Genomic DNA, 18,514 nt, shown 5'->3' with positions numbered 1-18,514 from the left:
GTTCCGTATTTAATACATAGGCATTTAAGCCGGGTATCGCCCAAAAAACTCGCGGGCCGTTAATTCATCTCGCGCAATCTGCGCTTTCAGTTCATCCAGCGAAGCAAACCGCTGCTCGTTGCGTATTTTTTTACGCAGCACTACATCTATATGGCGACCGTAGAGGTCCATTGCAATATCCAGCAAGTGCACTTCTAACTGTTGGCGCACGCCCGACACCGTTGGCCGGGTTCCGATATTCGCCACACCGGGCAATGGCTTTTCGCCAAGCCCCCTCACTTCTACCGCATACACCCCTTTCACCGGGGAGACCTGACGGCGCAGCGGGATATTCGCCGTCGGAAAACCAATGGTGCGCCCAAGTTCATCACCGTGGACAACGCGTCCGGAGAGAGTAAACGGGTGCCCCAGTAAACTTTCCGCCAGCGCCAGATTGTCTTCCGCCAGCGCCTGACGCACGGCGGTGCTGCTGATACGCACGCCGCCTTCACAGAAGGTTTGGGTGCTGGTGACATCAAAGCCATACTCCAGGCCAGCCTTCTGTAATAACAAGAAATCGCCCGCCCGGCCAGCGCCAAAGCGGAAATCATCACCCACAGCCAGAAATTGCACCCCGAGGCGTTTGACCAGCAGATCGCTGATAAACGTCTGCGCGGTAAGCGCGGCGAAACGTCGGTCAAAACGCACGCACAGCACGTAATCGACGCCACATTCCGCCAGGTAACGCAGTTTCTCCCGCAGGCGAGTCAGCCGTGCGGGCGCTTTATCCGTCGCGAATAGCTCAAGCGGCTGCGGCTCAAAGATCATCACCATCACCGGTAAGCCACGTTTGCGCCCTTCTTCCTGCAAACCTTGCAACAGCGCGCGGTGACCACGATGCACGCCGTCGAAATTACCAATAGTCAACACACACCCGTGCGGGGCCTGACTAAGATTATGTATGCCGCGTATCAGCTTCATGTCTGGCTCAAAACAGTGAAAATCGCCAAAGTATACCTTGTACCGCGGTCAAGGTTAACCGGCGATTGATGCGCCAAAACGAAAAGCAGATGGATTTCATCACTATGAGGCAAACTCAGCGCCTAAACTGACAAAGCAATTCAATTTTTATCGTCGAAAAGCTGTATTCACGCCCCGCAAGCTGGTAGAATCCTGCGCCATCACTACGTAACGAGTGCCGCTAGATTAACGGCGCTTATTTGCACAAATCCATTGACAAAAGAAGGCTAAAAGGGCATATTCCTCGGCCTTTGAATTGTCCATATAGAACACATTTGGGAGTTGGACCTTGGCTAATATCAAATCAGCTAAGAAGCGCGCCGTTCAGTCTGAAAAGGCTCGTAAGCACAACGCAAGCCGTCGCTCTATGATGCGTACTTTCATCAAGAAAGTATACGCAGCTATCGAAGCTGGCGACAAAGCTGCTGCACAGAAAGCATTTAACGAAATGCAACCAATCGTGGACCGTCAGGCTGCTAAAGGTCTGATCCACAAAAACAAAGCTGCACGTCATAAAGCTAACCTGACTGCACAGATCAACAAACTGGCTTAATCGTCCGTTCGTTGTCGCTTTGTGAAAAAACCCGCTAACGCGGGTTTTTTTATGTCTGCGATCGGGCGTTTGCCTGTGCCGGATGGCGGCGGCGCGTTATCCGGCCAACGAGGTTTATTTCGCCACAGGCATAAACAACGCCGAATAGTTGCTGTTACAGATGCGCTGCACTGCCGGGTGTTGAATCATGCGCTCGGCAAATATCGCGTGATACTCCTCCATCACGTTCTCCACGCGTCCTATCTCAACGATTGAATCATCTGCATAAAAATCATTTGCATAGAGCGTAGGCGCGACGAAAATCGCGTTGTGCGTGGCACCAAAGGCTTTCATTAACGCCGCGTCGTCAAACTCACCTAAAATCTCGACGTTGAGCCCCTGAGAGTTAAACCAGTTCAGCAATTTGCGTCCCAGCATAGAACGCCGACCAGGCACTAACAGGCGGCGCTCCTCCAGGCAGGCCGGAAATGGCTTTTCCGGCAGCGGATTCGTGCACCAGAAGCTGACGCTGCATTCGCCAATTTTTACCGAAAACAGCCCCTCCTGCTGTGTCGAATCGATCGGGCAGTCGGAAATGATCATGTCCAGCTTATGCTGGCTTAATTGTTCCAGCAGCATTTCATGAGTGGACTCAAAACAGCGCAGATGAATTTGTTCATCTTCCACCACCGCCGCGTCCAGTACGCTGCTGACCAGACGTTTTGACAGCGCATCCGCAACGCCCACATCAAACAGCAGGTTCGACTCTTTGCGGTAGTTAACGATATCCAGCATCTCCTGGCTGAGCGTGAACATTTTATCGGCATAGCGGAATACCAGTTCGCCAAGCTCGCTGGGTTCAAGGCCACGCCCTTTACGCTTGAACAATTTGCCCTGCAAACGCTCCTCGAGCGCTTTGATCTGTCCGGTAATGGTTTGCGGCGTCAGATACAGCGCTTCCGCCGCGCCAACCACGGATCCCTCTTTATAAACGTGCCAGAAATAATAGAGATGGTTGTAATTGATATGGGACATACTCTCTCCCTGAAAAATGTCACAAAAAGGGGAGCTGACTGCGCTCCCCTGCGAATGCTTACGCTCAGGCCGCCGCGCTTAAACGCGCGCGTAGCCAGCTATAGCCAATTACTGCCGACAGCAGCGAACCAATCAGGATCCCCAGCTTCGCCCAGTTAATCAGTTCCGGATCAACGCTGCCAAACGCCAGGCTGGCGATAAAGATCGACATAGTAAAGCCAATGCCGCACAGAATGCCGACCGCCATGATCTGCGGGAAGGTCGTCCCCTGCGGTAATTGCGCCATTTTCAGACGCAGCGCCAGCCAGCAGAACAGACTAATGCCCAGCGGTTTACCTATCAGCAGGCCGGCAATAATGCCCAACGGCAGGATGGAGGTGAGCCCATCGATCGTCACGCCCTGCAGGGAAACCCCCGCGTTGGCGAAAGCAAACAGCGGCAGGATCATGTACGCCACCCACGGGTGCAAAACATGCTCCAGACGCTTCGCCGGAGAACGCCCGTGTTTCTCCTTGAGTGGAATAAAGAACCCGACAATCACCCCCGCTAACGTTGCGTGTACGCCAGACTTGAGCACCGCAGTCCAGAGCACGACGCCCACCAGAATATAAACCCCCGTTCGTCTTACCCCACACAGATTCAGCAGCGCCAGTACCGCAATGGCGCATGCCGCCACGCCCAGAGATACCATCGACAGATCGCTGGTATAGAACAGCGCGATAATCACAATCGCGCCCAGGTCATCAATAATCGCCAGCGCCATGAGGAAAATTTTCAACGCCAGCGGTACACGGCTGCCCAGTAACGCCAGTACGCCCAGCGCAAAAGCAATATCCGTCGCCGCCGGGATCGCCCAGCCCTCACGCGTTACCGGGTCGGCATAGTTAAACGCCAGATAGAGCACAGCCGGAACAATCATCCCACCAATAGCGGCAATAACGGGAAACGCCGCCTGACGCAAGCTGGCAAGGGAGCCTTGCATCAGTTCCCGCTTGACCTCCAGACCAATCAACAGAAAAAACACCGCCATCAGGGCATCGTTAATCCATAACAACATGTTTTTGTTGATTTCAAGCGCGCCAACGCGCAGTTGTACAGGAGTGTCAAGAAAAGCGTGGTACCACCCACTGGTGGCGCCGCTATTCGCCATTATCATGGCCAGCGCAGCGGCGATGATCAGTATGATGCCTCCGGAGGCGTCGCTGCTAAAGAATCGATGCAGATGTTTCACTTTTTATTCTCGCTTTCAGGTGAATACTTCGTAATGACCATCTTACTCCGCATGAATCATCGTTAAAATTAGATTATTTATGATGAATGAATCGGTTTTTACGAGTATAGACCAAAATAAAAAAGCCCGAGATCTCTCAATCTCAGGCTTGTTAAGCGAAATAACCGATGTGTCTTAGCGTGTCAGATCGTCGAAGAACTTTTTCACGCCGTCGAAGAAACTCTTGGAACGTGGGCTGTTATTTTCCCCTGTCGGTCCGCCAAAGCTTTCCTGCAGATCTTTCAGCAGTTGCTTTTGCTTTTCGTTCAGGCCTACCGGCGTTTCCACCACCACGCGACATAACAGATCGCCCTGCGCGCCGCCGCGAACGGACTTCACGCCTTTTCCGCGCATACGGAACAGTTTGCCGGTCTGCGTTTCGCCAGGGATTTTCAGCTTCACACGTCCGTCGAGCGTCGGAACTTCAATCTCGCCGCCGAGCGCCGCCATTGCAAAGTTGATCGGTACTTCACAGTACAGGTTATTCCCTTCACGTTCGAAGATCGGGTGCTGTTTCACCTGGACCTGAACATACAGATCGCCTGCCGGAGCGCCGTGCTCCCCTGCTTCGCCCTCGCCGGAAAGACGAATGCGATCGCCGGTATCCACACCTGCCGGGATTTTAACCGACAGCGTTTTGCTTTTCTCAACGCGACCATGACCGTGACATTTGTTGCACGGGTCTTTGATCAACGTACCCCGTCCCTGACAGTGCGGACAGGTTTGCTGAACGGCAAAAAAGCCCTGACGCATCTGCACCTGGCCGGAGCCGTGACAGGTTGGACATGTCTGCGGCTGAGTGCCCGCTTTTGCCCCGCTACCGTGGCAAACATCACACTCTTCCAGCGTCGGAATACGGATCTCTTTGGTCACGCCACGTACGGCTTCTTCGAGGGTGAGATCCATGTTGTAACGTAAATCGGCCCCACGCGCGGCACGTTGACGGCCCCGGCCACCGCCGAAGATATCGCCAAAAACGTCACCAAAAATATCGCTGAAGTCAGCGCCGCCGCCAAAGCCGCCGCCACCGCCCATTCCACCCTGCTCAAACGCAGCATGCCCGTACTGATCGTAAGCGGCGCGTTTTTGCGCATCGGTCAGCACTTCGTAGGCTTCTTTGATCTCTTTGAACTTGGCTTCGGCCTCTTTATCACCCTGGTTACGGTCCGGGTGATATTTCATGGCCAGGCGCTTGTAGGCCTTTTTGATTTCACGCTCTTCCGCTGATTTGGAAACGCCCAAAATCTCGTAATAGTCTTGCTTAGCCATCTCTTTTTATCTGCCCTTAACATGCGTGCACGGGCGGAGAGGAAACCTCTTCGCCCGTGCCAGTAATTACCCGTTCAAAGGGCGATTATTTTTTGTCTTTCACTTCTTCAAACTCAGCGTCGACAACATCGTCATCTTTCGCATTGTTTGCGGAAGCGTCAGCGGAGCCTGCCTGCTGCTGTGCGTGCTGCTGCTGGGCGATCTCCATCAGTTTCTGGGAAACCTGCGCCAGTTCCTGCATCTTCGCTTCGATAGCCGCTTTGTCTTCACCTTTCAGCGCCGTTTCCAGGCCGCTCAGCGCAGACTCAATGGCCGTCTTATCGTCAGCCGGCAGCTGATCGCCTGCTTCTTCTACCTGCTTACGCGTGCTGTGCAGCAGATGGTCGCCCTGGTTGCGGGTCTGAACCAGCTCTTCGAACTTACGGTCAGATTCTGCGTTCGCTTCTGCTTCGCGAACCATTTTCTGAATCTCTTCCTCGTTCAGGCCAGAAGATGCCTTGATGGTGATCTTCTGCTCTTTACCGCTGTTTTTGTCTTTCGCGGAAACGTGCAGGATACCGTCAGCATCGATATCGAAGGTGACTTCGATCTGCGGCATGCCGCGCGGCGCTGGGTTGATGCCATCCAGGTTGAACTGACCCAGAGATTTGTTATCAGACGCGCGTTTACGCTCACCCTGCAGCACATGGATGGTTACCGCAGACTGGTTGTCTTCTGCAGTAGAGAACACCTGGCTGTGCTTGGTCGGGATGGTGGTGTTTTTGCTGATCAGCGCAGTCATGACGCCGCCCATCGTTTCGATACCCAGCGACAGCGGGGTAACGTCGAGCAACAGAACGTCTTTCACATCCCCGGTCAATACACCGCCCTGAACGGCAGCACCGATAGCCACGGCTTCGTCCGGGTTAACGTCTTTACGCGGTTCTTTACCAAAGAACTCAGCCACTTTCTTCTGCACCATTGGCATACGGGTCTGACCACCAACGAGAATAACGTCGTTGATATCAGATACGGACAGGCCAGCGTCCTGCAGCGCAACTTTCAGCGGCTCGATAGAACGGTTCACCAGATCTTCGACCAGGCTTTCCAGTTTCGCGCGCGTCACTTTGATATTCATGTGTTTCGGACCGGTGGCATCTGCGGTGATATACGGCAGGTTCACATCGGTCTGCTGTGCGGAAGAAAGTTCGATTTTCGCTTTTTCCGCCGCTTCTTTCAGGCGCTGCATGGCCAGCGGGTCATTACGCAGGTCAATGCCCTGATCTTTCTTAAATTCTTCAACCAGATAGTTGATCATACGGCTGTCGAAGTCTTCACCACCCAGGTGGGTATCACCGTTGGTTGCCAGAACTTCGAAGGTTTTTTCGCCGTCAACTTCGTCGATTTCGATAATAGAGATATCGAAGGTACCGCCACCGAGGTCGTAGACCGCGATAGTACGGTTGCCAACTTCTTTATCCAGACCGTAAGCCAGTGCCGCTGCGGTCGGTTCGTTGATGATACGTTTGACTTCCAGACCTGCGATACGGCCAGCATCTTTGGTTGCCTGACGCTGAGCATCGTTAAAGTATGCAGGTACGGTAATAACCGCTTCCGTTACCGGCTCACCCAGGTAATCTTCCGCCGTTTTCTTCATTTTTTTCAGCACTTCGGCAGAGATCTGCGGCGGCGCCATTTTCTGGCCTTTCACATCAAGCCATGCGTCGCCGTTATCGGCGCCGATGATTTTGTACGGCATGATAGAAACATCGCGCTGGACTTCTTCGTCCTGGAAGCGGCGGCCAATCAGGCGTTTGATCGCAAACAGGGTGTTTTGCGGGTTTGTCACTGCCTGACGTTTAGCCGGCTGACCAACCAGAGTTTCACCATCCTGGGTATATGCAATGATAGAAGGCGTGGTGCGATCGCCCTCAGCATTCTCCAGCACGCGTGCCTGAGTGCCGTCCATAATCGCTACACAAGAGTTGGTAGTACCCAGGTCGATACCAATAATTTTACCCATCTAAACGTCTCCACTAAAAATTCGGTCAACATGTGGTTGTGAGTCTGTAATAAGGGCGAAACGTGCGGTTTCAACTACCCCTGAATCGTTTTTTTTCAGACTCGCCATTGCGGTTGACTACTAAGTGGGGTCGTAACCCACTTCATCAAGGGGGGAATGAAAAAAATTTTTGCTTTTGATGAGAAAAAAGCCTCCGACGGAGTTGTGATGTCAATCACGTCAAAAATAACGCCGTTTCCCCTGATGAGATCATAGACAGCCACCTCGCCCCTGATTATTATGCCGCGCCCCGAACGCGGAACCGTTTTTCGGGGAAACTATTTCACCATTCAATCAATGATGATTTTTGAGGATTTATGGGCAACACTAAGTTGGCTAACCCGGCACCGCTGGGCCTGATGGGCTTCGGCATGACCACCATTCTGCTTAACCTGCATAACGCGGGTTTCTTCGCCCTTGACGGTATTATTCTCGCGATGGGAATTTTCTACGGCGGCATCGCGCAAATATTTGCCGGTCTGCTCGAATACAAAAAAGGCAACACTTTCGGCTTAACCGCCTTCACCTCTTACGGCGCCTTCTGGCTGACGCTGGTCGCCATTCTGCTGATGCCGAAAATGGGTCTGACCGACGCGCCGAATGCGCAGTTCCTCGGGGTATTCCTCGGTCTGTGGGGCGTCTTCACGCTGTTTATGTTCTTCGGTACGCTGAAAGGCGCACGCGCGCTGCAGTTCGTCTTCCTGAGCCTGACCGTTCTGTTCGCCCTGCTGGCTGTCGGCAACATCGGCGGCAGCGAAGCGGTGATCCACATCGCAGGTTGGGTCGGTCTGGTATGCGGCGCCAGCGCGATTTACCTGGCGATGGGTGAAGTGCTGAACGAGCAGTTTGGCCGCACCATTTTGCCAATCGGCGACGCGCATTAATCATTTATCCCCCCGCCTGGGGGGATACTCTCACTGCCGTTGTAGCTCTGCCTGTATGTCCGTGTTGTGATAACACCTATCCTGCCGCAACCAAATTCCCAGTCCTAGCCCTACCAGCGACAGCGCCAGCACATACCATGCCGGGGCCATTGGCGATACGTTCATTAGCAACGTCACCGCAATGGGCGTCAGGCCGCCGAAAATGGCGTAGGAAACATTGTACGAAAACGAAATGCCGGTAAAGCGAACCTCCGCAGGGAACGCGCGTACCATTACGTATGGCACAGCGCCGACCACGCCAACGCACAATCCCACCAGCCCGTATAAAAGAAATAATCGCGCCGGGTGTTCACCCGCCAGGTGATAGAAGAGCCCACTGGAACAGGCCAGCAGAACACTGCCGACAATAAAGGTTTTGCTGGCGCCGACGCGATCGACAAGGTAGCCGGAGAGCAGGCAGCCGACGCAGAGCATGATGGTCGCCACGCTGTTGGCCTGGAGCGTCAGGGCGGGAGCCAGTCCATACTGTTTTTGCAGCCAGACCGGCGACATCAGTATGACCACCACAATACCCGCAGAGAGCAGCCAGGTCAGCAGCATTGAGACGATGACGGCTTTCTGATGCCTGACCACCACCGACTTCACCGGTAACTCCTGCGCCAACGCTTTACGCTGTTGCATTTCCAAAAAGACAGGCGTTTCCTGTAACCAGCGGCGCAGGTACATCGCCACCAGGCCAAACACACCGCCGAGCAGGAAAGGAATGCGCCAGCCATAGTCGTGGACCGCCTGGGAAGAAAAATGGGTATTGACCTGTGTTGCCACCACTGAGCCGAGCAGGATACCCACCGTCAGCCCCGCCGTTAGCGTGCCGCAGGCAATGCCGATACGATGTTCCGGCACATGTTCGGCGACAAACACCCACGCGCCCGGCACTTCCCCGCCAATCGCCGCCCCTTGCAGGATGCGCATCAGCAACAATAACAGCGGCGCGGCAATGCCTATCGCGGCATAAGTCGGTAACAGACCTATCGCCAGCGTGGGCACCGCCATCAGCAGGATGCTCAGAGTGAACATTTTCTTGCGCCCGACCAGATCGCCGAAATGCGCCATGATGATGCCGCCTAACGGACGCGCCAGATAGCCTGCGGCAAAAATACCAAAGGTCTGCACCTGACGAAGCCATTCCGGAATGTCTGCCGGGAAAAACAGCTCACCAACAACGGCGGCAAAAAAGACGAAGATAATGAAGTCGTAAAACTCCAGCGCGCCGCCCAGAGCGGCCAGCGTCAGCGTTTTATAGTCCTGACGATTCAAAGATCGGGCATGTTGTGACATAGCAAACCATCATTAAGGCGTGATTGGGCGATCGCGCATCGCCCTTGTAAAGTAAACCTTACTTTAACGTAAATAAATCAACACGCCAGATTTGCCGATGCTTATGTCACAAAAACATATAATTTAGCTATTTGTTTCGCGCCGCGCGCTTTTCGGACGAAATGCTGCTACAACTTCCGATGCTGTTTCGACGTAAGGCCCGTCAAGCAACTGTATACAATACGGTACACTGGCAAAAATACCCGCGACCACCACGCTGCCATCCGCTGCTTTGACCCCTTCCAGCGTCTCTTTAATCGATTTCGGCTGGCCCGGCAAATTGAGGATCAGCGCCTGTTTGCGGATCACCCCAACCTGGCGCGAGAGAATCGCTGTCGGTACAAAGTGGAGGCTAATCTGCCGCATTTGTTCACCGAAACCGGGCATCTCGCGGTCGGCAATGGCCAGCGTCGCGTCCGGCGTGACGTCGCGACGCGCCGGACCGGTACCGCCGGTAGTCAGCACCAGGTGGCAACTCATTTCGTCGACCAGTTCGCACAGCGTCTGCTCAATAATGGCCTGCTCATCGGGAATTAAACGCGTCTGCACGTCAAACGGCGTTGTCAGCGCTTTGCCCAGCCATTCTTCCAGAGCCGGGATGCCTTTATCCTGATAAACACCGCTGGACGCGCGGTCAGAAATCGACACTAAGCCGATGCGTAAGGTATTCATATTCATTCCATTCAACTGATGCATTTAGGGAATGATACACGCAGAGGGGATTTTCAGACAGAGGACGAGAGAGGTCGCGTGACCGGGGATCCGGTCACGCGGAATGATTACAGCAGATCGCCGATCATTTTTTCCAGTTTTTCCTGGTCAACGGCAAACTTACGGATACCGTCCGCCAGTTTGTCCACCGCCATTGGATCCTGGTTGTGCTGCCACAGGAACTCAGACTCGGTAATACGTTCCGGGCGCGCTTTCACTTCGCCAGAGAAGGACAGTTTACGTTCGACAGCGCCTTCGCTTTCAGCCAGTTCTTTCAGCAGCGCAGGAGCGATCGTCAGGCGGTCGCAACCTGCCAGCTCAAGGATTTCGCCGATATTGCGGAAGCTTGCACCCATTACTACCGTCTCGTAGCCGTGCTGTTTGTAGTATTCGTAAATTTCCGTTACGGAAACCACGCCCGGATCTTCTGCCGGAGCATACTCTTTCTTATCGGTATTGGCTTTGTACCAGTCCAGAATACGACCCACAAACGGGGAGATCAGGTAAACACCCGCTTCAGCACAGGCGCGCGCCTGAGCGAAGGAGAACAGCAGCGTCAGGTTACAGTTGATGCCCTCTTTTTCCAACTGCTCAGCGGCACGGATGCCCTGCCAGGTGGAAGCCAGCTTAATCAGAATGCGATCGTTGCTGATGCCCGCATCGTTATAGAGCTTAATGATGCGTTTTGCCTTAGCGATAGACGCTTCGGTGTCGTAGGACAGACGCGCATCCACTTCTGTGGAGATACGGCCCGGAACCAGTTTGAGGATTTCCAGACCGATGTTGACCGCCAGCTTATCGGTAGCGTCAACAATCTGCTGCGCGTGGTCGCTGCTCTGCTGCTTAGCCCAGGCAACAGCGTCATCAATCAACTTGCGGTATTCCGGGATCTGCGCTGCGTTAAGAATGAGAGAAGGGTTGGTTGTGGCATCCTGCGGCTGATACAGCTTCATTGCCGCGATGTCTCCGGTGTCGGCCACCACGGTGGTGAACTGACGAAGGGAGGTCAATTTGTCCGTCATGATAGTGTTTCTCTTTAAACAGCTTGTTAGGGGGATGTAACCGGTCTGCCCTGATGATAACACGACGCAGTGTCAGCGCAACCGCAGACAATGCGGTTATCCCCGTCGCGCCGCCAGGGTCAATTTTCAGCGCTTGTCTTGATGTCACGCGCGATTCGTGCGCTCAACCTCATGTATGATTGATGCCCGCTACCCGTTGTCCAGCAGCGTATATACTATTCGACAATTGGTAACGCTTACACGGGATTGTTAAAGCGTACCGGCAGCAACAAGAGGGATGTTAATGCCTGACTTCTTTTCATTTATCAACGACGTGCTCTGGGGATCGGTCATGATCTACCTGCTCTTTGGAGCAGGCTGCTGGTTTACCTGGCGCACGGGATTCGTTCAATTTCGCTATATCCGCCAGTTTGGCAGAAGTCTGAAAAACAGCGTGAACCCGCAACCGGGCGGGCTAACCTCGTTTCAGGCGTTATGCACCAGTCTTGCCGCGCGGATAGGGAGCGGCAACCTGTCCGGCGTCGCGCTGGCGATCACCGCCGGCGGGCCGGGCGCGGTTTTCTGGATGTGGGTCGCTGCCGTTATCGGCATGGCCACCTCCTTCGCCGAAAGCGCCCTTGCCCAACTGTATAAAGAGCGCGATCGCCACGGCCAGTTTCGCGGCGGTCCGGCGTGGTATATGGCGCGCGGTTTAGGCATGCGTTGGATGGGCGTGCTGTTCGCCCTCTTCTTGCTGATAGCGTATGGGATGATTTTCAATGGCGTGCAGGCAAACGCCGTTTCGCGCGCGCTCCATTTTTCGTTTGATTTCCCGCCCCTGGTCAGCGGCGTGGTCCTCGCCGGCGCCGCGTTGCTGGTCATCATCAGGGGCATCCGGGGCGTGGCGCGAATGATGCAGTGGTTTGTTCCGATGATGGCGCTGCTATGGGTGGTGACCAGCCTGGTGGTCTGTGCAATCAATATCGACCTGATCCCTGACGTGGTACTGTCCATCGTGCAGAGCGCGTTTGGCTGGCAGGAAGCCGCAGGCGGCGCGGCAGGGTACACGCTGAGCCAGGCCCTTACCAGCGGCTTTCAGCGCAGCATGTTTTCTAATGAAGCCGGAATGGGGTCAACGCCGAATGCCGCCGCCGCGGCAGCCTCCTGGCCGCCGCACCCCGCAGCCCAGGGCATCGTACAGATGATCGGCATTTTTATCGACACCCTGGTGGTCTGCAGCGCCACCGCCATGCTGGTTTTGCTGGCTGGCAACGGCACGACCTATGCGCCGATGGAAGGCATACAGTTGATCCAGAAAGCGATGAGCGCGCTGGTTGGCGAGTGGGGTGGCGATTTTGTCGCCATTGTGGTGACGCTGTTTGCCTTTAGTTCGATCGTGGTGAACACCATTTATGCCGAGAACAATCTGTTCTTTCTGCGAATGGATAACCGGCGGGCCATCTGGACATTGCGGTTTGCGGCCTGTTCTACGGTGATCGCCGGGACGCTGATGAGTTTCCCCGTTTTGTGGCAACTTGCCGACATCATCATGGCCTGCATGGCGATAACCAACCTGACCGCGATTCTGCTGCTGTCGCCGGTGGTGCATACCCTCGCCAGCGATTATTTACGCCAGCGTAAACTGGGCGTGCGTCCCGTCTTCGATCCGCTGCGGTACCCGGATATTGAACCGCAGCTGGCGCCGGATGCCTGGGACGATATCCCACGGAACTAATCGCAACTATCGATCAACTCTGTCGCGTTTTTTGCTAAAGTCGCAGAAAATTTCCTGCAAGGACTGGATATGCTGATTCTGATTTCACCTGCAAAAACCCTCGACTATCAAAGCCCGCTGGCGACAACGCGCTTTACGCAACCCGAGCTGCTGGATCACGCCCAGCAGCTTATTCATGAGGCGCGCAAGCTGTCGGCGCCGCAAATCGGCAAGCTGATGGGCATCAGCGATAAACTTGCCGATCTGAATGCCACCCGCTTTCATGACTGGCAGCCCGACTTTACGCCGGAAAACGCCCGCCAGGCTATTCTCGCGTTTAAGGGCGATGTGTATACCGGTTTGCAGGCGGAAACCTTCAGCGACGCGGATTTCGAGTTCGCCCAGCAGCATTTACGTATGCTGTCAGGGTTATACGGCGTCCTGCGCCCATTGGATCTGATGCAGCCGTACCGTCTGGAAATGGGGATTCGTCTGCAAAACGCCAGAGGGAAAGACCTGTATCAGTTTTGGGGCGACGTGATTACCAACAAGCTAAACGACGCGCTGGCGGCACAGGGAGACCGGGTGATTATCAATCTGGCGTCGGACGAATACTTTAAATCGGTGAAACCGCAGAAATTGAATGCTGAATTAATCAAGCCGGTGTTTCTTGATGAGAAGAACGGCAAGTTTAAGGTGATCAGCTTCTACGCCAAAAAAGCGCGCGGCCTGATGAGCCGGTACATTATTGAAAATCGCCTGACGAAACCGGAACAATTGACCGGTTTTAATCGTGAAGGCTATTTCTTTGATGAAGCCGCATCGGGGGATGGCGAATTGGTGTTTAAGCGCCACGAGCAGTAATGGGCGATGGTCTGATGGCGGCACGCCGCCATCAGACATTGCAGATACAGCCGCGATTATCCCCGGCTCATCATCAGCTTACGCAGAGCGGCGAAATCCGCCGGAAGCGAATGGGAAAGCAGCGGCAGATCGGCCCTTTCCGCCAGCGCTTTCGGCAGATCCAACGTTTCGCCCAGGATCGCTTCCACGCTCTCTTTAAATTTCGCCGGATGCGCCGTACCGAGAAACAGACCGTACTCGCCCGGATTCAGGCGATCGCGCAGGGCGCGGTACGCTACCGCCGCGTGCGGCTCCGAGGTATATCCCTTCGCTTTGAGCTCACGCAGGGTCTCTTTGGTGGTTTCATCATCCACTGCGGCATAGCCCAGCTCATTCAGACGCCAGATCTTACGACGGAACAGCTCCTCAACGCGCGGCCAGTTGTTCGGCTGGCTGACATCCATGGCGTTCGACAAAGTCGCCTGCGTCGCTTTCGGCGCCCATTTGCCCTCTTGCAGGAATCTCGGTACGGTATCATTGACGTTGGTCGCCGCGATAAAGCGCTTCACCGGCAGGCCAAGCGACTTCGCCAACAGGCCCGCCGTCAGATCGCCAAAGTTTCCGCTCGGTACAGAGATGACCAACTGATTGCGCGCGTCTTGCGGCAACTGCGCGACGGCTTCAAAGTAATAACAAATCTGCGCCAGCAGACGGCTGATATTGATCGAGTTCGCCGAGTTCAGCCCCAGCGCGACTTTCAGTTCCTCATCATCGAACGCCTGCTTCACCAGCGCCTGACAAGCATCGAAATCGCCATCAATCGCCACGGTTTCAATGTTGCCGCCGAGGGTGCAGAACAGTTTTTCCTGTAGCGGGCTGATCTTGCCGCGCGGATACAGAATAACGACGCGCACGTTCGGCAGACCGTAAAACGCATGGGCCACGGCAGCGCCAGTATCACCTGATGTCGCCGTCAGAATGGTCACCGGCTTGTCGCCGCTGATTTGGGTCAGCATCTGCGCCATAAACCGGCCGCCGAAATCCTTAAACGCCAACGTTGGGCCGTGGAACAGCTCCAGACAGCCGACGTCGCCTTCAACCTGTGTGACCGGCGCCGGGAAGGCAAACGCGGCGCGCACGCGCTCTTCAAGGAGCGCCTGCGGGATCTCATCGCCAATAAAAGCGGAAAGAATCTTCGCGCTCCGGCTGACGAAATCCTGGTTCAGCATGTCATCGACTTCTGTCAGGCTAAATTCCGGCAGGTCGTGCGGAAAAAACAGCCCCTGATTTTTGCCCAGCCCCTGCGTGACGGCCTGCGCGAAGTTAACCTGTTCGTTATGATCTTTAAGATTGTAGAGTTTCATTAATTATCCCAATACCCGTGCGCCTGCCGTGTCCAGCCGGCAAATATGAACAAAGCCTTCCTGATTTTGCAGATAGTTTTTCTCAAGCCAGTCAGCCACCCGCTGTGCGGTATCCGGCTTATCGCACAGCGCGAACAGCGTCGGCCCTGATCCGGAAATCCCGCTCGCCAGCGCGCCGATTTCCGCCACCGCCTGACGCGCCAGGCTGAAGCCCGGCAGTAAACGCTCGCGGTACGGTTCGGCAATCACGTCCTTCATCAGTTTTGCCGCCAGCCCTGGCTGACGGGAATAACAGGCATGAATAAATCCGGCCAGATGACGCCCGTGGGCGATGCAGTCCTGACGACGATATTGCGCAGGCAAAATCGCGCGCGCTTCCGCCGTAGAGACCTTAATGCCCGGATAAGCCAGCACCCACAGCCATTCATCAAAGCCTGGCACCTGCTGGCTGATAATGCCGTTTTCTTCAATCATCAGCTGCATGCCGCCGAGAAAACACGGCGCCACATTATCGTAATGAATACTGCCTGAGATACGGCCTTCCAGCTCGCCCATGATCGCCAGCAGCCGGGTATCGTTCAGCGGCTTTCCGCAGTGCGCGTTCATCGCCACCAGCGCCGCCACCACAGAACAGGCGCTGGAACCTAAACCGGAGCCAATCGGCATATTCTTTTCCAGGGTCATCGCCACCGGGATCGGTTTACCCAACTCCTGGCAGAAACGCTCCCAGCATTGATACACAATGTTTTCGCGTGGCTCGGTCGGCAGTTTGTCGGCGAAATGGCCGCGATTTTGCAGACTGAAGCTTTCCGCCGCGTCAACCGTTACCACGTCGCCTAACAGTGAACCATCAACCGGCGTTACGGCCGCCCCGAGCACATCGAAGCCAACGCTCATATTGGCGCTGGAAGCCGGGGCATACACTTTAACCATCTTAGACTCCTAACTTCCATGAGAGGGTGCGCAGCAGGTCGGCAAATACCCCTGCCGCCGTCACGTCGTTACCGGCGCCGTAACCACGCAGCACCAGCGGCAGCGGCTGGTAATAGTGGCTGTAGAAGGCCAGCGCGTTTTCGCCGTTTTTCACTTTATATAACGGATCGTTGCCATCCACTTCAGCAATTTTCACCCGGCACACGCCGTCTTCTTCGATGTTGCCAACATAGCGTAAGACGTTGCCCGCATCACGCGCTTTTGCCACTCGTGCGGCAAAGGCGTCATCCAGTTGCGGCAGGTTCGCCATAAACGCCGCGACATCGCCGGAATCGTCAAATGTTTCCGGAAGGACTGGCTCAATTACGATGTCAGACAGCTCCAGCTCACGCCCGGTTTCACGGGCGAGGATCAGCAGCTTGCGCGCAACGTCCATCCCGGACAGATCGTCACGCGGATCCGGCTCGGTATAGCCCATTTCGCGCGCCATTTTGGTGGCGTCCGAAAGGCTCATCCCTTCGTCCAGCTTACCGAAAATAAACGACAGCGAACCAGACAGGATGCCGGAAAATTTTTGCAGTTCGTCACCCGCGTTGAGCAGGTTTTGCAGGTTCTCGATTACCGGCAAACCCGCGCCGACGTTAGTGTCGTAAAGGAATTTACGCCGTGACTTCGCCGCCGCGAAACGCAACTGGTGGTAGTAATCCATCGACGAGGTATTCGCCTTTTTGTTCGGCGTAACGACGTGGAAACCTTCACGCAGGAAGTCTGCATACTGATCCGCCACCGCCTGGCTGGAGGTGCAGTCGACAATCACCGGGTTCAGCAGATGGTAGTCTTTCACCAGCCGAATTAAGCGTCCCAGGTTAAACGGCTCTTTCGCTTCCGCCAGCGCCGCCTGCCAGTTTTCCAGGTTCAGACCGTGTACGTTAGTCAACATTGCCCTGGAGTTCGCTACGCCGCAGACGCGCAGATCGATATGCTTGTTCTTAAGCCAGGTTTGCTGTCGCTTAAGCTGCTCCAGCAGTGCGCCGCCGACGCCGCCGACGCCGATGACAAATACTTCAATCACCTGGTCGGTATTGAACAGCATCTGATGGGTCACACGGACGCCCGTAGTGACATCGTCATTGTTCACAACAACCGAAATGGAACGTTCGGAAGACCCTTGAGCGATTGCGACAATATTGATATTGGCGCGAGCCAGCGCGGCGAAGAATTTAGCGGAGATCCCGCGCAGCGTGCGCATGCCATCCCCCACGACCGAAATGATCGCCAGACGTTCTGTGACTGCCAGCGGTTCCAGTAGCCCTTCTTTCAGCTCAAGATAGAACTCGTCCTGCAACGCGCGCTGGGCGCGGGCGCAGTCTGCCTGCGGCACACAGAAGCTGATGCTGTATTCCGATGATGACTGGGTGATCAGCACCACCGAGATCCCGGCGCGTGACATTACCGCGAAAACGCGCGCCGCCATCCCCACCATGCCTTTCATTCCAGGGCCGGAGACGTTGAACATCGCCATATTGTTGAGGTTAGAAATGCCTTTCACCGGCAGGTCGTCTTCGTCACGGCTTGCGCCAATGAGCGTGCCCGGCGCCTGCGGGTTACCGGTATTTTTAATCAGGCAAGGGATCTGGAACTGGGCGATTGGGGTGATGGTACGGGGGTGAAGGACTTTCGCGCCAAAGTAGGAGAGCTCCATCGCTTCCTGATACGACATCGACTTCAGCAGCCTGGCATCCGGTACCTGGCGCGGATCGCAGGTATACACGCCGTCAACGTCAGTCCAGATCTCGCAGCAGTCGGCGCGTAAGCAGGCGGCCAGTACCGCGGCAGAGTAATCGGAACCATTGCGGCCCAGCACCACCAGCTCCCCTTTCTCGTTCCCGGCGGTGAAACCGGCCATCAGAATCATGTGATCGGCCGGGATGCGTCCGGCGGCGATACGACGCGTCGATTCGGCAATATCAACGGTAGATTCGAGGTAGTGACCGACAGCCAGCAATTTCTCGACGGGATCGATAACGGTCACGTTGTGGCCGCGAGCTTCCAGCAGGCCCGCCATGATGGCAATTGACATTTTTTCGCCACGGCAGATAAGCGCAGCGTTGATGCTGTCCGGGCACTGGCCGAGCAGGCTGATCCCATGCAGTACATGTTTAATCTGGGCAAACTCTTGCTCAACGAACGCTTTCAACTTCGCCACCGGGAAGCCCGGTTGCGCCTCAGCGAGCCCAGTCAGAAGTTCGGCAAAAATACGTTCGGCATCGCTGATATTGGGCAAAGCGTCCTGGCCGCCGATAGTCTTTTCAATCATGGCCACCAGATGGTTCGTTATTTTCGCCGGGGCAGAAAGTACGGTCGCTACCTGCCCCTGCCTGGCATTGCTCTCCAGAATATCGGCAACCCGCAGAAAACGTTCTGCATTTGCCACTGATGTACCGCCGAACTTCAACACTCGCATGGTTGTTACCTCGTTACCTTTGGTCGAAAAAAAAGCCCGCACTGTTCAGGTGCGGGCTTTTTTCTGTGTTTCCTGTA

At 55.2% G+C, this 18,514-nt stretch carries 15 protein-coding genes, 1 pseudogene and 1 other annotated feature (1 of these 17 cut by a window edge); of the genes and pseudogenes, 4 read left to right on the top strand and 12 right to left on the bottom strand.

Going from position 1 to position 18,514, the window contains the following annotated elements; translation table 11 throughout:
• Positions 1-24: 24 nt before the first annotated feature.
• Together ribF and OGY07_RS16130 are read right to left on the bottom strand one after the other, a co-directional pair.
• Positions 25-960 (bottom strand): bifunctional riboflavin kinase/FAD synthetase, encoded by a 936-nt coding sequence (gene ribF / locus OGY07_RS16135; protein WP_042290220.1) that lies wholly within the window; start codon positions 958-960, stop codon positions 25-27.
• Between the two features lie 7 nt (positions 961-967).
• Positions 968-1,180, bottom strand: a pseudogene (locus tag OGY07_RS16130) (DUF2575 domain-containing protein); the annotation flags it as partial.
• Positions 1,181-1,288: 108 nt separating this feature from the next.
• Here OGY07_RS16130 and rpsT point away from each other — a divergent pair.
• Complete coding sequence (rpsT, locus tag OGY07_RS16125) at positions 1,289-1,552, top strand: 30S ribosomal protein S20 (RefSeq protein ID WP_002887965.1); 264 nt, start codon at positions 1,289-1,291, stop codon at positions 1,550-1,552.
• A gap of 114 nt (positions 1,553-1,666) precedes the next feature.
• Here the strand turns inward: rpsT and nhaR are convergent, their stop codons facing one another.
• The 4 genes from nhaR to dnaK all read right to left on the bottom strand — a co-directional run bounded on the left by nhaR (position 1,667) and on the right by dnaK (position 7,107).
• On the bottom strand, positions 1,667-2,566 hold the full coding sequence (nhaR, locus tag OGY07_RS16120) for a transcriptional activator NhaR (RefSeq protein WP_042290226.1): 900 nt from the start codon (positions 2,564-2,566) through the stop codon (positions 1,667-1,669).
• Between the two features lie 64 nt (positions 2,567-2,630).
• Positions 2,631-3,797 (bottom strand): Na+/H+ antiporter NhaA, encoded by a 1,167-nt coding sequence (gene nhaA, locus OGY07_RS16115; protein ID WP_042290227.1) that lies wholly within the window; start codon positions 3,795-3,797, stop codon positions 2,631-2,633.
• A 174-nt stretch (positions 3,798-3,971) separates the two neighbouring features.
• Complete coding sequence (gene dnaJ / locus OGY07_RS16110; RefSeq protein ID WP_042290231.1) at positions 3,972-5,105, bottom strand: molecular chaperone DnaJ; 1,134 nt, start codon at positions 5,103-5,105, stop codon at positions 3,972-3,974.
• An 85-nt stretch (positions 5,106-5,190) separates the two neighbouring features.
• The gene (gene dnaK, locus OGY07_RS16105; RefSeq protein WP_042290234.1) at positions 5,191-7,107 is read right to left on the bottom strand and encodes a molecular chaperone DnaK; all 1,917 of its coding nucleotides are present in this window, start codon (positions 7,105-7,107) and stop codon (positions 5,191-5,193) included.
• 356 nt (positions 7,108-7,463) lie between these two features.
• Here dnaK and satP point away from each other — a divergent pair, with 356 nt between their 5' ends.
• Positions 7,464-8,030 carry an acetate uptake transporter gene (satP, locus tag OGY07_RS16100; RefSeq protein WP_060570764.1) on the top strand — a complete coding sequence of 189 codons (567 nt, stop codon included), beginning with the start codon at positions 7,464-7,466 and terminating at the stop codon, positions 8,028-8,030.
• Positions 8,031-8,060: 30 nt separating this feature from the next.
• On the opposite strand, the gene OGY07_RS16095 is transcribed toward satP, so the two are convergent.
• The 3 genes from OGY07_RS16095 to tal form a co-directional block, all read right to left on the bottom strand.
• Positions 8,061-9,368, bottom strand: a complete 1,308-nt coding sequence (locus OGY07_RS16095; RefSeq protein ID WP_286601671.1) for an MFS transporter — start codon at positions 9,366-9,368, stop codon at positions 8,061-8,063.
• A 123-nt stretch (positions 9,369-9,491) separates the two neighbouring features.
• A complete protein-coding gene (gene mog / locus OGY07_RS16090) occupies positions 9,492-10,079 on the bottom strand; it encodes a molybdopterin adenylyltransferase (RefSeq protein WP_286601668.1) in 588 nt (195 codons plus the stop codon).
• Between the two features lie 107 nt (positions 10,080-10,186).
• Positions 10,187-11,140, bottom strand: a complete 954-nt coding sequence (tal, locus tag OGY07_RS16085) for a transaldolase (RefSeq protein ID WP_286601666.1) — start codon at positions 11,138-11,140, stop codon at positions 10,187-10,189.
• A gap of 283 nt (positions 11,141-11,423) precedes the next feature.
• Here tal and OGY07_RS16080 point away from each other — a divergent pair, with 283 nt between their 5' ends.
• Both OGY07_RS16080 and yaaA read left to right on the top strand, forming a co-directional pair.
• Positions 11,424-12,854, top strand: a complete 1,431-nt coding sequence (locus tag OGY07_RS16080) for an alanine/glycine:cation symporter family protein (RefSeq protein WP_042290245.1) — start codon at positions 11,424-11,426, stop codon at positions 12,852-12,854.
• A gap of 69 nt (positions 12,855-12,923) precedes the next feature.
• A complete protein-coding gene (gene yaaA, locus OGY07_RS16075) occupies positions 12,924-13,697 on the top strand; it encodes a peroxide stress protein YaaA (RefSeq protein WP_205612791.1) in 774 nt (257 codons plus the stop codon).
• A 56-nt stretch (positions 13,698-13,753) separates the two neighbouring features.
• On the opposite strand, the gene thrC is transcribed toward yaaA, so the two are convergent.
• Genes thrC through thrA form a run of 3 tightly spaced genes read right to left on the bottom strand, consistent with a single transcriptional unit; the run spans position 13,754 to position 18,437 of the window.
• The gene (thrC, locus tag OGY07_RS16070; RefSeq protein ID WP_286601662.1) at positions 13,754-15,040 is read right to left on the bottom strand and encodes a threonine synthase; all 1,287 of its coding nucleotides are present in this window, start codon (positions 15,038-15,040) and stop codon (positions 13,754-13,756) included.
• A 3-nt stretch (positions 15,041-15,043) separates the two neighbouring features.
• A complete protein-coding gene (thrB, locus tag OGY07_RS16065) occupies positions 15,044-15,973 on the bottom strand; it encodes a homoserine kinase (RefSeq protein WP_042290253.1) in 930 nt (309 codons plus the stop codon).
• Position 15,974: 1 nt separating this feature from the next.
• Positions 15,975-18,437 carry a bifunctional aspartate kinase/homoserine dehydrogenase I gene (gene thrA, locus OGY07_RS16060; RefSeq protein ID WP_042290336.1) on the bottom strand — a complete coding sequence of 821 codons (2,463 nt, stop codon included), beginning with the start codon at positions 18,435-18,437 and terminating at the stop codon, positions 15,975-15,977.
• 25 nt (positions 18,438-18,462) lie between these two features.
• Positions 18,463-18,514, bottom strand: a sequence feature (Thr leader region); it runs 69 nt beyond the window's last position.

This window comes from Citrobacter sp. Cs237 (assembly GCF_030332325.1).
GTDB classification, from domain to species: Bacteria; Pseudomonadota; Gammaproteobacteria; order Enterobacterales; family Enterobacteriaceae; genus Citrobacter_A; species Citrobacter_A sedlakii.
This window is presented reverse-complemented; position numbering and strand designations above follow the sequence as displayed.

Bases quoted from the DNA above. Each gene is read 5' to 3' on its own strand.
- ribF (WP_042290220.1), bottom strand. From the start codon at position 960: ATGAAGCTGATACGCGGCATACATAATCTTAGTCAGGCCCCGCACGGG.
- satP (WP_060570764.1), top strand. From the start codon at position 7,464: ATGGGCAACACTAAGTTGGCTAACCCGGCACCGCTGGGCCTGATGGGC.
- tal (WP_286601666.1), bottom strand. From the start codon at position 11,140: ATGACGGACAAATTGACCTCCCTTCGTCAGTTCACCACCGTGGTGGCC.
- OGY07_RS16080 (WP_042290245.1), top strand. From the start codon at position 11,424: ATGCCTGACTTCTTTTCATTTATCAACGACGTGCTCTGGGGATCGGTC.
- dnaK (WP_042290234.1), bottom strand. From the start codon at position 7,107: ATGGGTAAAATTATTGGTATCGACCTGGGTACTACCAACTCTTGTGTA.
- OGY07_RS16095 (WP_286601671.1), bottom strand. From the start codon at position 9,368: ATGTCACAACATGCCCGATCTTTGAATCGTCAGGACTATAAAACGCTG.
- dnaJ (WP_042290231.1), bottom strand. From the start codon at position 5,105: ATGGCTAAGCAAGACTATTACGAGATTTTGGGCGTTTCCAAATCAGCG.
- yaaA (WP_205612791.1), top strand. From the start codon at position 12,924: ATGCTGATTCTGATTTCACCTGCAAAAACCCTCGACTATCAAAGCCCG.
- thrC (WP_286601662.1), bottom strand. From the start codon at position 15,040: ATGAAACTCTACAATCTTAAAGATCATAACGAACAGGTTAACTTCGCG.
- thrA (WP_042290336.1), bottom strand. From the start codon at position 18,437: ATGCGAGTGTTGAAGTTCGGCGGTACATCAGTGGCAAATGCAGAACGT.
- mog (WP_286601668.1), bottom strand. From the start codon at position 10,079: ATGAATACCTTACGCATCGGCTTAGTGTCGATTTCTGACCGCGCGTCC.
- nhaR (WP_042290226.1), bottom strand. From the start codon at position 2,566: ATGTCCCATATCAATTACAACCATCTCTATTATTTCTGGCACGTTTAT.
- thrB (WP_042290253.1), bottom strand. From the start codon at position 15,973: ATGGTTAAAGTGTATGCCCCGGCTTCCAGCGCCAATATGAGCGTTGGC.